This is a genomic window from Pseudomonas sp. NPDC089758, assembly GCF_044748705.1.
Lineage (GTDB): Bacteria > Pseudomonadota > Gammaproteobacteria > Pseudomonadales > Pseudomonadaceae > Aquipseudomonas > Aquipseudomonas putida_X.
Genome location: NZ_JBIVGN010000007.1, coordinates 67868 through 81901, shown reverse-complemented (window position 1 = coordinate 81901; position 14034 = coordinate 67868). Strand labels below are relative to the sequence as shown.

Annotated in this window: 12 protein-coding genes; 8 read left to right on the top strand and 4 right to left on the bottom strand. The window is 63.4% G+C overall.

What is annotated here, in order from left to right:
- Positions 1 to 158: 158 nt before the first annotated feature.
- The 6 genes from bglX to ACIPZH_RS12135 all read left to right on the top strand — a co-directional run bounded on the left by bglX (position 159) and on the right by ACIPZH_RS12135 (position 8690).
- Positions 159 to 2450 (top strand): beta-glucosidase BglX, encoded by a 2292-nt coding sequence (gene bglX, locus ACIPZH_RS12160; protein ID WP_400636302.1) that lies wholly within the window; start codon positions 159 to 161, stop codon positions 2448 to 2450.
- A gap of 82 nt (positions 2451 to 2532) precedes the next feature.
- On the top strand, positions 2533 to 4290 hold the full coding sequence (locus ACIPZH_RS12155; RefSeq protein WP_400636301.1) for an ATP-binding protein: 1758 nt from the start codon (positions 2533 to 2535) through the stop codon (positions 4288 to 4290).
- The gene (locus tag ACIPZH_RS12150; RefSeq protein WP_241804802.1) at positions 4284 to 5618 is read left to right on the top strand and encodes a sigma-54 dependent transcriptional regulator; all 1335 of its coding nucleotides are present in this window, start codon (positions 4284 to 4286) and stop codon (positions 5616 to 5618) included. Before ACIPZH_RS12155 ends, ACIPZH_RS12150 begins: the two co-directional genes overlap by 7 nt.
- A 276-nt stretch (positions 5619 to 5894) precedes the next feature.
- On the top strand, positions 5895 to 7214 hold the full coding sequence (locus tag ACIPZH_RS12145) for an MFS transporter (RefSeq protein ID WP_400636300.1): 1320 nt from the start codon (positions 5895 to 5897) through the stop codon (positions 7212 to 7214).
- A 388-nt stretch (positions 7215 to 7602) separates the two neighbouring features.
- Positions 7603 to 7968, top strand: a complete 366-nt coding sequence (locus ACIPZH_RS12140; protein WP_349976199.1) for a heme utilization protein — start codon at positions 7603 to 7605, stop codon at positions 7966 to 7968.
- Positions 7969 to 8084: 116 nt separating this feature from the next.
- Positions 8085 to 8690 (top strand): flavin reductase family protein, encoded by a 606-nt coding sequence (locus ACIPZH_RS12135; protein ID WP_400636299.1) that lies wholly within the window; start codon positions 8085 to 8087, stop codon positions 8688 to 8690.
- On the opposite strand, the gene ACIPZH_RS12130 is transcribed toward ACIPZH_RS12135, so the two are convergent.
- Both ACIPZH_RS12130 and ACIPZH_RS12125 read right to left on the bottom strand, forming a co-directional pair.
- A complete protein-coding gene (locus ACIPZH_RS12130) occupies positions 8691 to 8924 on the bottom strand; it encodes a hypothetical protein (RefSeq protein ID WP_349976197.1) in 234 nt (77 codons plus the stop codon). It abuts the gene before it with no gap.
- A gap of 57 nt (positions 8925 to 8981) precedes the next feature.
- Positions 8982 to 9275: an antibiotic biosynthesis monooxygenase family protein gene (locus ACIPZH_RS12125; protein ID WP_400636298.1), complete on the bottom strand. Its 294-nt coding sequence runs from the start codon at positions 9273 to 9275 to the stop codon at positions 8982 to 8984.
- Positions 9276 to 9477: 202 nt separating this feature from the next.
- Between ACIPZH_RS12125 and ACIPZH_RS12120 the strand changes: the two genes are divergently transcribed.
- Complete coding sequence (locus ACIPZH_RS12120; RefSeq protein WP_400636297.1) at positions 9478 to 10398, top strand: AraC family transcriptional regulator N-terminal domain-containing protein; 921 nt, start codon at positions 9478 to 9480, stop codon at positions 10396 to 10398.
- 12 nt (positions 10399 to 10410) lie between these two features.
- On the opposite strand, the gene ACIPZH_RS12115 is transcribed toward ACIPZH_RS12120, so the two are convergent.
- Positions 10411 to 12048 (bottom strand): 5-guanidino-2-oxopentanoate decarboxylase, encoded by a 1638-nt coding sequence (locus tag ACIPZH_RS12115; protein ID WP_400636296.1) that lies wholly within the window; start codon positions 12046 to 12048, stop codon positions 10411 to 10413.
- Positions 12049 to 12159: 111 nt separating this feature from the next.
- Between ACIPZH_RS12115 and ACIPZH_RS12110 the strand changes: the two genes are divergently transcribed.
- Positions 12160 to 13035 carry a LysR substrate-binding domain-containing protein gene (locus ACIPZH_RS12110; protein ID WP_400636295.1) on the top strand — a complete coding sequence of 292 codons (876 nt, stop codon included), beginning with the start codon at positions 12160 to 12162 and terminating at the stop codon, positions 13033 to 13035.
- A 106-nt stretch (positions 13036 to 13141) separates the two neighbouring features.
- On the opposite strand, the gene ACIPZH_RS12105 is transcribed toward ACIPZH_RS12110, so the two are convergent.
- The gene (locus ACIPZH_RS12105; RefSeq protein WP_241804793.1) at positions 13142 to 14011 is read right to left on the bottom strand and encodes an oxaloacetate decarboxylase; all 870 of its coding nucleotides are present in this window, start codon (positions 14009 to 14011) and stop codon (positions 13142 to 13144) included.
- Between the last annotated feature and the right edge of the window lie 23 nt (positions 14012 to 14034).

Sequence of the window (14034 nt, the reverse complement as noted above, 5' to 3'; positions counted from 1 at the left end):
TGTTGTCCCGGCACGCGGGCGATCCTCAGCGAGCGACATAATCAGGCATAATCCGCCGCTGGAATTAATGCCGGTAAATCGTACAACAATAGCCGCCTGAAAACTTCTGCCGCGCGCGTATCACTGTGGATACGGCACAGGCCTCGACAACGGGATTCATGATGAAACTGTCTTTGCTGGGCCTGGCCTTGGGCCTTGCCAGTCAGGCGGCCCTTGCCGCCCCCACCGCCCCGCCCCTGCAGGACAAGCAGGCATTCATCGAGCATCTGATCAGCCAGATGACCGAGGCTGAAAAGATCGGCCAGTTGCGCCTGATCAGCATCGGCCCGGAGATGCCACGGGAAAAGATCCGTGAGGAAATCGCCGCAGGCCGTATCGGCGGTACTTTCAACTCGCGCACCGCCCCCGAGAACCGGCCCATGCAGGACGCCGCCATGCGCAGCCGCCTGAAGATTCCGATGTTCTTCGCCTACGACACCATCCACGGCGAGCGCACCATTTTCCCGATCGGCCTGGGGCTGGCCGCCACCTGGGACATGGACGCCATCGCCAAGGTCGGCCGCACGTCGGCCATCGAAGCCGCCGCCGACGCCCTGGACATGACCTTTGCGCCCATGGTCGACATCGCCCGCGACCCTCGCTGGGGCCGCACCAGCGAGGGCTTCGGTGAAGACACCTACCTGACCTCGCGGATCGGCCAGGCGATGGTCCGCTCGTTCCAGGGCAGCAGCCCGGCCAACGCCGACAGCATCATGGCCATCGTCAAGCACTTCGCCCTGTATGGCGCGGTGGAAGGCGGGCGCGACTACAACACGGTCGATATGAGCCTGCCCAAGATGTACAACGACTACCTGCCGCCCTACCGCGCCGCGCTCGACGCCGGTGCCGGCGGGGTGATGGTGGCGCTGAACTCGATCAACGGCGTGCCGGCCACCTCCAATACCTGGCTGATGAACGACCTGCTGCGCAAGGAGTGGGGCTTCAAGGGCGTGACCATCAGTGACCATGGCGCCATCCAGGAGCTGATCCGCCACGGCGTTGCCCATGATGGTCGCGAAGCGGCCAAACTGGCGATCAAGGCCGGCATCGACATGAGCATGAACGACACCCTGTACGGCGAAGAGCTGCCAGGGCTGCTCAAGTCAGGCGAGGTGACCCAGGCCGAACTGGACCAGGCCGTGCGCGAAGTACTCGGCGCCAAGTATGAAATGGGCCTGTTCAAGGACCCGTACGTGCGTATCGGCAAAGCCGAAACCGACCTTAAGGATTACTACGGCGAGGACCGGCTGCACCGTGAGGCCGCGCGCGACGTGGCGCGCCGCAGCCTGGTGCTGCTGGAAAACCGCAAGCAGACTCTGCCGCTGAGAAAAACCGGCACCATTGCCCTGGTCGGCCCGCTGGCCGATGCGCCGATCGACATGATGGGCAGCTGGGCTGCCGACGGTAAGCCGATGCACTCGGTCACCGTGCGCGAAGGCCTGCGCCGCGCCGTCGAGGGCAAGGCCAAGCTGGTCTACGCCAAAGGCTCCAACGTTACCGGCGACAAGGCGATCGTCGATTACCTCAACTTCCTCAACTTCGATGCCCCGGAAATCGTTGACGATCCGCGCCCGGCCGCGGTGCTGATCGATGAAGCGGTCAAGGCAGCGAAACAATCCGATGTGGTGGTGGCGGTGGTGGGCGAGTCCCGTGGCATGTCCCACGAGTCGTCCAGCCGCACCACCCTGGAGATCCCGGCCAGCCAGCGCGAGCTGATCAAGGCCCTGAAAGCCACCGGCAAGCCGCTGGTGCTGGTGCTGATGAACGGCCGGCCGCTGTCGATCGCCTGGGAACGCGAACAGGCCGATGCCATCCTGGAAACCTGGTTCGCTGGCACCGAGGGCGGCAATGCCATCGCCGACGTGCTGTTCGGTGACTACAACCCGTCGGGCAAGCTGGCCATTACCTTCCCGCGTTCGGTCGGGCAGATCCCGATGTATTACAACCACACGCGCATTGGCCGCCCGTTCACCCCAGGCAAGCCGGGCAACTACACCTCACAGTACTTCGAAGAGCCAAACGGCCCGCTGTATCCATTCGGTTACGGCTTGAGCTACAGCACTTTCGAACTGTCGGGGCTGAACCTGTCGCACAAGGACCTCAAGCGCGGCGACACGCTGGAGGCCAAGGTGACGGTGAAGAACACCGGCAACGTCGATGGCGAGACCGTGGTCCAGTTGTACCTGCAGGACGTCGCGGCATCCATGAGCCGTCCGGTCAAAGAGCTCAAGAACTTCCAGAAAGTGATGCTCAAGGCCGGAGAGTCGCGGACCTTGGCCTTCCGTATCAGCGAAGAAGACCTGAAGTTCTTCAATGGGCAGCTGCAGCGGGTCGCTGAGCCTGGCGCGTTCAATGTCCAGGTCGGCCTGGACTCAGAGGCGGTGCAACAAAAGGGCTTCAACCTGCTGTAACGGCCCTGCAAGCCTTACCGTCCTCTCGCTGGCTTGACGGCGACAGGACGGTACGGACAACCCCATCATCCGGACCTGCCCCATGCCATTTTCCTTTCGCGCCCTGCGTTTGGGGCTGATCACCCTGCTGATCCTGGCCGGCACTGCGCTCAGTGCCGGCTGGGCCATGCAACAGGCCAAGCGCCAAGCCATGGAGGAGGATGCCCGCCGCGCCAGCCAACAGTTGGGGCTGTACGCCACCTCGCTGCATACCTTGATCGAACGCTATCGCGCCCTGCCTGCGGTGCTGGCGCTGGACCCTGAACTGATCCAGGCACTGCGCGGCCCGATCAGCGAGCCGGTGCAGAACGCACTCAACCGCAAGCTCGAACGCATCAATGGTGCCGCCAATTCCTCCACCCTGGAGCTGCTCGACAGCACCGGGCTTGCCGTGGCGGCCAGCAACTGGCGGCTGCCCACCACCTACGTAGGCTCCAACTACGGCTTTCGCCCGTATTTCAAGCAAACTCTCAGCCAGGGCAGCGGCCGCTTCTATGCCGTGGGCGTGACCAGCGGCGTGCCGGGGTATTTCCTGTCCAGTGCAGTCACCGATGAACAAGGGCGCTTTCTCGGGGCCATGGTGGTCAAGCTGGAATTTCCCGAACTTGAACGCGAGTGGCGCCAGGGCAACGACATCCTGCTGGTCAGCGACGCCCGCGGTATCACCTTCATCGCCAACCAGGACGGCTGGCGCTACCGCGAACTGCAACCGCTCAGCGGCCCCGATCGCGCAGAACTGGCCGAGACCCGCCAGTACGACAAGCAGCCGCTGATACCGCTGCAGCATCAGGTGCTGACCCGCTTCGCCAGCAACAGCACCCTCAGCCGCGTGCAGGGGCCTGATGGGCAGGCCGAGTACCTGTGGGAAAGCCTGCCGCTGGAAAGTGAAGACTGGACCTTGCACCTGTTGCGCAAACCACAATTGGCCGCTGATGGCCGTAACGCAGCCCTGGGCGCAGCCGCCGCGTGGCTGAGCCTGGTGTTCGCCGCACTGTTGGTCAGCCAGCGGCTGCGCCTGGCCCGCTTGCGCCGGCGCAGCCGCGAAGAGCTCAAGCGCCAGGTGGAAGAGCGCACCCGCGAGCTGCGTACCGCCCAGGAGGGCCTGGTGCAGTCGGCCAAGCTGGCCGCACTGGGGCAGATGTCAGCCGCCATGGCCCACGAGATCAACCAGCCGCTGACAACCCAGCGCATGCAACTGGAGACCCTGCGCCTGTTGCTTGATCACGGCCGTTACGAAGAGGCACGCCAGGCGCTGGAACCGCTGGAGCAGATGCTCACGCGCATGGCCGCGCTGACCAGCCACCTGAAAACCTTCGCCCGTAACAGCCCGGTCGGTCTGCGCGAGCCGCTGGACCTGGCGACCGTCGTCGATCAGGCCTTGCACCTGCTGGACACACGCATCCGTAACGACGAGGTCGAAGTGGCGCTCTACCTGGCCCGCCCGGCATGGGTCCGCGGTGATGCGATCCGCCTGGAGCAGGTGCTGATAAACCTGCTGCGCAACGCCCTCGACGCCATGGCCGACAAACGTTACAAACGCCTGGAAATCCGCATCGAGCCCGAGCACGATCAATGGCGCCTGAGCGTGCTCGACTCTGGCGGCGGGATTGCCGAGCCCGACCTGGCCAAAGTGTTCGACCCCTTCTTCACCACCAAACCCGTGGGTGAGGGGCTCGGCCTGGGCCTGGCGATTTCCTATGGCATCATCCATGAGGCCGGCGGCCAGCTGCAGGCCGAAAACCTGCCAGGCGGTGCGCGCCTGAGCCTAACTCTGCCCCGTGACCTGGAGCCTGTATGTTGAATTCAGTGATCGTCGTCGATGATGAAGCCAGCATTCGAAGCGCCGTCGAGCAATGGTTGAACCTGTCAGGTTTCAACGTGCAATTGTTTGCCCGCGCCGAGGACTGCCTGGCTCAGTTGCCCCGTCATTTTCCAGGGGTCGTGATCAGCGACGTGCGCATGCCGGGCATGGGTGGCTTGCAGCTGCTCGAGCGTGTGCAGGCCGATGACCCGGACCTGCCGATCATCCTGCTGACCGGGCATGGCGATGTGCCGATGGCGGTGGAAGCCATGCGCAACGGTGCCTATGACTTCCTGGAAAAACCTTTCACCCCACAGCACCTGCTGGGTAGCCTGCGCCGCGCGCTGGAGAAGCGCCAACTGGTGCTGGAGAACCGCCGCCTGCATGAGCAGGCAGACCTCAAGTCGCGCCTGGAATCCACGCTTCTGGGTATGTCCCAAGGCCTGCAACAATTGCGTCGGCAGGTGCTGGACCTGGCCAGCCTGCCGGTCAATGTGCTCATCCGCGGCGAAACCGGCAGTGGCAAGGAGCGCGTGGCGCGCTGCCTGCACGACTTCGGCCCGCGTGCCGGCAAACCCTTCGTGGCACTCAACTGCGCAGCCATTCCTGAGTCGCTGTTCGAAGCCGAGCTGTTCGGCCACGAAAGCGGTGCCTTTACCGGCGCCCAGGGCAAGCGCATCGGCAAGCTCGAATATGCCAACGGCGGCACGGTATTTCTCGATGAAATAGAAAGCATGCCACTGGCCCAGCAAGCCAAACTGCTGCGGGTGATCCAGGAGCAGAAGCTGGAAAGGCTGGGGGCCAATCAGAGCATCAGTGTGGACCTGCGAATCATCGCTGCAACCAAGCCTGACCTGCTTGAAGAAGCGCGGGCCGGGCGTTTTCGCGAAGACCTGGCCTACCGCCTGAATGTCGCCGAGCTGCGCCTGGCGCCGTTGCGCGAGCGGCGCGAGGACATCCCGCTGTTGTTCGAACATTTCGCCCATGCCGCAGCGCAGAAACTCGGCCGCTCAGCCCCGCCGCTGTCGGGTACGCAACTGGCGCAGCTGCTGTCCCATGACTGGCCGGGCAACGTGCGGGAACTGGCCAATGCCGCCGAACGCCACGCCCTGGGTTTGGGTTCGCCGAGCCTGGACAGCTTGCCTGCAGGCCATTCCCTGGCAGCGCAGATGGAAGCGTTCGAGGCGCAATGCCTGCGCGCGGCACTGCGCTTGCACAAGGGCGAAATCAAAGGGGTGATGCACGACCTGCAACTGCCCAGGCGCACCCTCAACGAAAAAATGCAGCGCCATGGGCTGGTACGCGAGGATTTCATCGCAAGGGAATGAGCGGAAATCCGCCTACAGGCTAACCTCAATAAGCAAAAATCCGCTTACTGCTACGTATTTTCATAGGCCTGCCCTGCAGTTCCTCACCTGCGAGCTCGCGCCGATGCAACCGCGACGGGCCAGCAGCAGCGCGCCTCCCGTGGCCCCGGCACGCCCACGAACGGCGCGACGCGCCCTCAAATGAATCACCACGCACCCGTTTGGCACACCTTCTGCAATCTTGCTGGCAAGCTGCGCTTCGGCGCGCTCCACAAAAACAACGAGAAGGTATCCCTGATGGATAACGCCACCTCCCTGCCAACCGGGGCAGCTGTCGCGCCCGCCGCAGACAGAACCACCGCCAGCCGCCTCAAGTCGATCTTCAGCGGCTCCATCGGCAACATGGTCGAATGGTACGACTGGTACGTCTACGCAGCATTCTCGCTGTATTTCGCCAAGGCCTTCTTCCCGGCCGGCGACTCCACCGCACAACTGCTCAACACTGCCGCGATTTTCGCCGTGGGCTTCCTCATGCGCCCGATCGGTGGCTGGCTGATGGGCCTTTACGCCGACCGCAAGGGGCGCAAGGCTGCGTTGATGGCGTCTGTGCTGCTGATGTGCGCCGGCTCCCTGGTTATCGCCCTGACCCCGGGTTACGAAACCATCGGCGTCGCCGCCCCCGTCCTGCTGGTCATCGCCCGCCTGCTGCAGGGCCTGTCGGTGGGTGGTGAATACGGCACCTCGGCTACCTACCTCAGCGAAATGGCCAGCAAGGACCGCCGTGGTTTCTTCTCCAGCTTCCAGTACGTCACCCTGATCTCCGGCCAGCTCATCGCCCTGGCAGTACTGATCGTTCTGCAGCAGACGCTGACCACCGAGCAACTGTATGCCTGGGGCTGGCGCGTGCCGTTCGTGATTGGCGCACTGTGCGCGGTGGTCGCGCTGTATCTGCGCCGTGGCATGGAAGAAACCGCCTCGTTCACCAAGAAGGAAAAGGCCAAGGAAAGCCTGATGCGCACCCTGATGCGCCACCCCAAGGAACTGATGACCGTGGTCGGCCTGACCATGGGCGGCACCTTGGCCTTCTATACCTACACCACCTACATGCAGAAATACCTGGTCAACACCGTCGGCATGAGCATCAGTGATTCGACCACCATCTCCGCGGCCACGCTGTTCCTGTTCATGTGCCTCCAGCCAATCATTGGCGGCCTGTCCGACAAGATCGGCCGTCGCCCGATCCTGATTGCCTTTGGCGTGCTGGGCACCCTGTTCACCGTGCCGATCCTCAGCACCCTGCACACCATCCAGACGTGGTGGGGTGCGTTCTTCCTGATCATGGCCGCGTTGATCATCGTCAGCGGTTACACCTCGATCAACGCCGTGGTCAAGGCGGAACTGTTCCCGACCGAGATTCGCGCGCTGGGCGTCGGTCTGCCTTATGCCCTGACCGTCTCGATCTTCGGCGGCACCGCAGAATACGTAGCCCTGTGGTTCAAGAGCGCCGGGATGGAGAGCGGTTTCTACTGGTACGTCACAGCGTGCATCGCTTGTTCGTTGTTGGTGTACGCAACCATGAAGGACACCAAGCAGCATTCGCGGATTACGACTGACTGACCGTGATCCTGCGGTTTGAAAAGGGGCGCCCAGGTAACTGGGAGCCCCTTTTTTCATTGTGCAAAAACGCATTTGTGATGCCGCTGAGTGCAGGGTTCGAGTGTTCTGCGGCCCGTGACACCTGCCCTTCAGCCAACCCAATACCCGCCTTAACTCCGCATTAATTCCGCTGCGCCATCCTGCATACGCTGATAAGCCCATTGCAAACGAACTGCCTCACCGGCGTTCCGGTGGCTTCACCAAGTGCGATGTTCGCCATGAGCGCGCCCAAAAACATCTGCTAATTCGATTTATTAGCGCGGATTTTTGCGCTTTTTAATCAAATTAATCGGCGTAGTATTGAACCCATAGAAACGAAACACCTCTTGAACCCAACGGAGCAACGACCATGAAAAACAAACTGATCCTTACCCTGGCCTTCTCGGTTTTCGCCACTGGCGCCTTTGCCGAAGATGGATTCGATCGCACCAACAGCCACAGCTTCGCAGCGGCCCACAGCCAAGCGGCCACTTACGCTGAAGACGGTTTCGACCGTACCGGTGCACAGCGCTTCGCCGAAGACGGCTTCGACCGCACTGGCGCACAACGCTTCGCCGAAGACGGCTTCGACCGCACTGGCGCACAACGCTTCGCCGAAGATGGCTTCGATCGCACTGGCGCACAACGCTTCGCCGAAGATGGCTTCGACCGCACTGGCGCACAACGCTTCGCCGAAGATGGCTTCGATCGCACCAACGCCCACCGCATCAGCTGATCCCTGATGCGTGCCACCAGCCCGGCCTCGGTCGGGCTTGATCATTTCCAGGCGGGCACAAGCTTGGCACACTAGGCGCCTCGTCCCCTCTGGAGGTAGGGCCCCAAGCCCCACAGATGTACTACTACGAACCCGCCAAAGGCCACGGCCTGCCCCACGACCCGTTCAATGCCATCGTCGGCCCACGTCCGATCGGCTGGATCTCCTCCCAGGACCGCGAAGGCCGCTTGAACCTCGCGCCCTACAGTTTCTTCAACGCCTTCAACTACATCCCGCCAATCATCGGTTTCTGCAGCGTCGGGCGCAAAGACAGCCTGAACAATATCGAGCAGACCGGCGAGTTCGTCTGGAACCTGGCCACCCGCCCGCTGGCCGAAGCCATGAACCAGAGCTGCGCAGCCGTACCGGCAGAGGTCAACGAATTCGACTTGAGCGGGTTGAGCGCAACCCCGTCGAGCCTGGTGAAGGTGCCCCGTGTGGGCGAAACCCCGGTGGCCTTCGAATGCAAGGTGAGCCAGATCGTCCAGCTCACGCGGGCCGACCAGGAGCCGGTGCCGAGCTGGCTGATACTGGGCGAAGTGGTGGCGGTGCACATCGCTGAGCACCTGCTCAAGGACGGTATCTACGATACCGCGGCCGCCGAGCCGATCTTGCGAGGCGGTGGCCCGGCGGACTACTTCGAACTGGGCAACCTGTTCAAGATGAGAAGGCCACAGGTGTGATCACCAGAGCAATTCGCCTTCTTCACCCACGCCCTTGAGGCGATCAAGCTCAGCGCAGGCGGCCTCGTCGGCCGCCATGGCGCTCTTGAACACCTGGCCATCGAGCACCTTGTGGAAACGCGGCGCTCCCCCCATGCCCAAGGCCTTGACCGCGATAGCCGCGTGGTAACCGCCGCCCTCCACCGGGACCATCGCCGAAACCGCTTCGAAATGCGGGAATTCTTTACGTGCCATTGTTGCAATCCGCGTCGTTGATCGAGGGGCGGGATTCTACCCCGCGCGGCGTGGCATTCAACCAAAGGTATGCAGATCCAGGCTGCTGACCACCTGGGCTTGCACCAGCTCGCCGAACACCTGCAGGGCCGGCGACTCGAAATAACCTGTCATCGCCTGTTGGTCACGCCAGCTCCCGCTGAGCAGCCACAGATCGGCATCGGCCTGCGAGCGCTGTACGGTAAAGCTCAGGCAGCCAGGCGCGCTCAGCGAGGGTTCGACCAGGTCCCGCAAACGCACGCCGAGCTCTGCCGAGCGACCACTGCTGGCACGGATGAAAGCCAAGTGGGTGACCGGTTGTAGAAGGGCCATTGCACGATCTCCTTGGAGCAGATGGACGGGAAAACCAGGCTGCCAAGGTTAGTGGCGCCCTCGCGCGGCGCGTTAGGCCATTACTGCACGTCGATTGCCTGATCCTGCCGCGCGGCAGGATCAGGCAATCGACGTGCAGCTTTGGACTAGCGCCCACCATTGCCCAAACCTATGCTGCGTCGATCAGCAGAGGAAAGCCATCATGACCACCGTCCCGTCCATTGATCCGACCCTGGAAGTGCAGCGCCAGGAACTGGCCGAGCTGATCGGACGACATGCCGGCGAGGCCCACGGCCCCGCGTCGGCCATCGACGACCTATACCTGGTGCGCTACACCGAGAATGTGCGCTCGGTGCCGACCTTGGCCCAGCCGGCCCTGTGTGTCCTTGCCCAGGGCAGCAAGACGCTGTTTCTGGGCGACGAGCAGTATGCCTACGACCCGCTGCACTATATGGTGGTGTCGGTGACCCTGCCGCTCAGCGGCGCGAAGCTCGATGCCAGCCCGGAAAACCCCAGCCTGGGCCTGCGCCTGGACCTCGACCCGGCCGAGATCAGCCAGTTGATCGCCGAAAGCGGGCCGATGCTGGTGCCCAACCTGCCCTCAGGCCGCGGCCTGTACGTGGAAAGGACCGACCCGCAACTGCTCGACGCACTGCTGCGCCTGATTCGTCTGCTGGACTCGCCGCGTGACATCGCCATGCTCGCGCCGCTGATCCGCCGGGAAATCCTTTACCGACTGCTGCGCGGCCCTCAGGGCTACCGCCTGTATGAAATAGCCCTGGCCAACAGCCAGACGCACCGGGTGTGCCAAGCCATTACCTGGCTCAACCAGAACTTCCAGCAGCCGCTGCGCATCGAGGACCTGGCGCGTGAGGTCAACCTCAGCACGTCAACCTTGCACCACAGGTTCAAGGCCGTGACCTCCATGAGCCCGTTGCAATACCAGAAGCAATTGCGCCTGCAGGAGGCCCGCCGCCTGATGCTCAACGACGGCCTCGAGGCGGCGGTGGCAGGTTATCGGGTGGGCTATGAAAGCCCCTCGCAGTTCAGCCGCGAATACAGCCGGCTGTATGGCGCCCCGCCGATCCGGGATGTGGCACGGCTGCGGGCCAGTGCCGGGTGATGGTTTGCGGGCTCAGCCTTTGACCGCTGCCTGCCACTGGTTCTGATCGACCTGGATCAACGTCGGCCCATTACGCTCCACGGCCCTCCCCAGGGCCGCCTGCAGCTGCTGCACATCGCCGACCTGTTCCGCTTCAGCCCCCAAGGCACGTGCCACGCCGATGAAATCAGGGGTATGGATATCCACCCCGACCGGCTCGATGGCACGGTTGACCATGTACTTCTTGATTTCCTCATAGCCCTGGTTGTTCCACAACAGCACGATAAGCGGCACCTGGGCCTCCACCGCACTGGCCAGCTCCGGCAAAGTGAACTGCAGCCCACCGTCCCCGATCAGGCACACTGCCGGGGCACGCGCGGCGGGTCGCTCGGCACTGCCCAGCCACGCTCCCATCGCCGCTGGCAGCGCATAGCCCAAGGTGCCGTAGCCGGTCGAGGCATTGAACCAGCGGCGTGGCTGGTCCATATCCAGGGCCAGGTTGCCGCTGTACACAGGCTGCGTCGAATCACCCACCAGGATGGCGTTGGGCAAACGTTCCAGAATGCTGGTCAGCAAACGGGTCTGGCTCAGGGTTGGCTGGTCCCATGTCGCGCTCAGTGACGCGCGCAGGCGCGCTACGCGTGCCGCCCCCCACGCGCCATCGCGAGCAGGCTGTGGCAGGTCGTGCAGGGCATCGAGCAGTGCCTGCGCTGCCAGCTCGGCATCGGCGACCAGCGCCAGCTCCGGCAGGTAGTTGCGTACGGTCTGGTCCGGATCGATGTCGACGCGCAGCAGTGCGCCAGGGATTTCAAAGCCGCCCTTGAATGTCACGTCGTAGTCGGTTTCAGCCAGCTCGGTGCCAATCGCCAGCACGACATCAGCCTCTGCCACCAGCGCACGGGTAGCGACCAGCGACTGGGTCGAACCGATCTGCAACGGATGGTCAGAGGGCAGCAGGCCCTTGGCATTGATGGTGAGTGCCACCGGTGCCTGCAGATACTCGGCCATGCGCGCCAACGCAGGGCCGGCAGCCAACGCACCGCCGCCGGCCAGGATCAATGGCTTGCGCGCCTTGCCCAGACGTTCGGCCATCCGTGCGACCGCCTGCGGCGCAGCGCCCGCCCGGCTGCTGCGCACAGGGCGCCCCGGTAGCAGGTGGTCGGCAGGCTCGACCAGCACATCCAACGGAATCTCGATATGAACCGGGCGCGGCCGGGCGCCATCGAACACGGCGAACGCGCGCGCCAGTACCTGCGGCAAGTCATCAGCGCTCATCAAGGTGTGCGAGAACGCGGCCACCCCAGCCACCAGGGCGCTCTGGTTGGGCAACTCATGCAGCTTGCCACGCCCCCCGCCCAGCTGGCTGCGCGACTGCACGCTGGAAATCACCAGCATCGGGATCGAATCAGCGTAAGCCTGGCCCATCGCGGTGGTGATGTTGGTCATCCCGGGGCCGGTGATGATGAAACATACCCCCGGCGTGCCACGCGTACGCGCATAGCCGTCAGCCATGAAGCCCGCGCCTTGCTCGTGGCGCGGTGTGACATGCCGGATCGACGAGCCCGCCAGGCCTCGGTAGAGTTCCACGGTATGCACGCCGGGAATGCCGAAAACATGGTCAACGCCATAGCCTTCGAGGAGTTTGACCAGTACTTCGCCGCAGGTAGCCATCACGTTTCACCTTGTATCCGTTGGAATCTGCGCTCATTGGACCCAACCGGGGCTATCGCGACAAGGCAAAAAAAAACATACTAGCCATGTCTTTAAATCATGGCTTGAGCGATGAAACGCCTACCACCGCTTTCCTCCCTGCACACCTTCCTGATCACCGCCCAGCACTGCAACTTCACCCGTGCCGCACAGCAGTTGCATATCACCCAGGGCGCCGTCAGCCGGCAGATCGCTGGGCTCGAAGAGCACCTGGGGTACGCCTTGTTCCAGCGCCAGGCCCGTGGCCTGAGCCTGACCCGTGAAGGGCAGGACTGGCTGCCGCGCGTGCAGCAGATATTTGCCTTGATCGATCAGGGCGTACGGGAAGTGGGCGGGCGCAGCGCGACCCTCCAGCTCAAGGCGCCGACCTGCGTGATGCGCTGGTTGCTGCCGCGCCTGATGGAATGGCAGGCGCTGCGCCCGGATGTGCCTGTAGAGCTGACCACCACAGTGCAGCATGGCGTGGATTTTCGTCGTGAAGGGTTCGATGCAGCGGTCGTCTACGGCGATGCGCCGAACCATGGGCTGCACGTGTGCAAGCTGTTCGATGAACAGCTCACGCCGGTATGCGCCCCCTCGTTACTGGCAGGGCCGGTGCCACTGAAAGAGGTTGGGGATCTTCAGCGCCACATGCTGCTGCACCCCTCGCGTGATGAACATGACTGGCGCCTATGGCTACAGGCCGCTGGGGTCGCCTTCGACACTCAAGGGCCCCGGCAGCATTTCGAAACCTTGGACATGGCCATGGCAATGGCCTCCCAGGGCACCGGGGTGGCCATAGGTGATTGGGCGCTGATAGGTGACGACCTGAAAAGCGGCAGGCTGTGCATGCCGTTCGGGCTCAAGGTGATGACCGGCAAAGGCTATTACCTGGCCTGTCAGGCCAGGAATGTGCCGCCTGGGCTGGTCGAGTTGATGGCTTGGCTGCAAGCGCGCGCCAACCGCTGAACGCCTGAGCCCGCAGCGCGGCAGTATCGGCAAGCACCGGCCAACGAATGCCCTATGGTGCTTGCCCGTTGAGCGCCGCCCGCCAGGCGGAACGGCGCCATCCCGGTCACTCGTCGACGCTCATGTATTCCTTGGCCCAGCGGATGTAGTCCTCAGGCTGGGTGTAGGTGTGCGACAGCTCGGTGGCGGTGAGGTTTTCCGACTTGTTCTGCCGACCGCGCTGCAGGCGCAGGCAGTCATAAGTGGCCTTGATCGCGGCAAAATAGGCGGCATGGCCATCGACCACGATCCGCACGCCAAGGCGCGCCAGGCGCTCATCGTCGTGCAGGTTCGGGTTGGCATAGGTCACCAGCATCAGCGGCACGCTCAGGTGCTCGGCAATCTGCTCCAGTTGCTCGAAGTCTTTGACACCCACCATGCAGATGGCGTCGGCACCGGCCTTCTGGTAGCTCTGTGTGCGCACGATGATTTCTTCGGTGCTGAGCACACCGGCGTTGGTCCGGGCGATGATCGACAGCGACGCGTCTACCCGTGCCTCCAGCGCCGCACGGATCTTGCCAACGCCCTCCTCGACCGGGATCAGGTCGGTGGACTTGCGCCCGAACTGGGCCGGCAGCAGCGTGTCTTCGATCGTCAGCGCAGCCACACCGGCGCGTTCCAGTTCGACGACGGTGCGCATGACGTTCAGCGCATTGCCATAACCGTGGTCGGCATCGGCGAGCACCGGCAGCTGGGCCACCCGGCCGATGCGGGTAGCCTGCTCGACGAATTCACTCAGCGTGATAAGGGCGAAGTCTGGTGCGGCCAGCACCTGCAGCGAGGCGACCGAGCCGCCGAGAATGCCGACTTCAAAGCCCAGGTCAGCGGCGATACGCGCCGACATCGGGTCGAACACGGACGCCGTGTGATAGCAGGAACCTGAAGCGAGCAGCTCGCGGAAGGCAAAACGCAGATCTTGATGGGAAGCCTTGGGCATGATCACTCCGCTTATACGTAAAA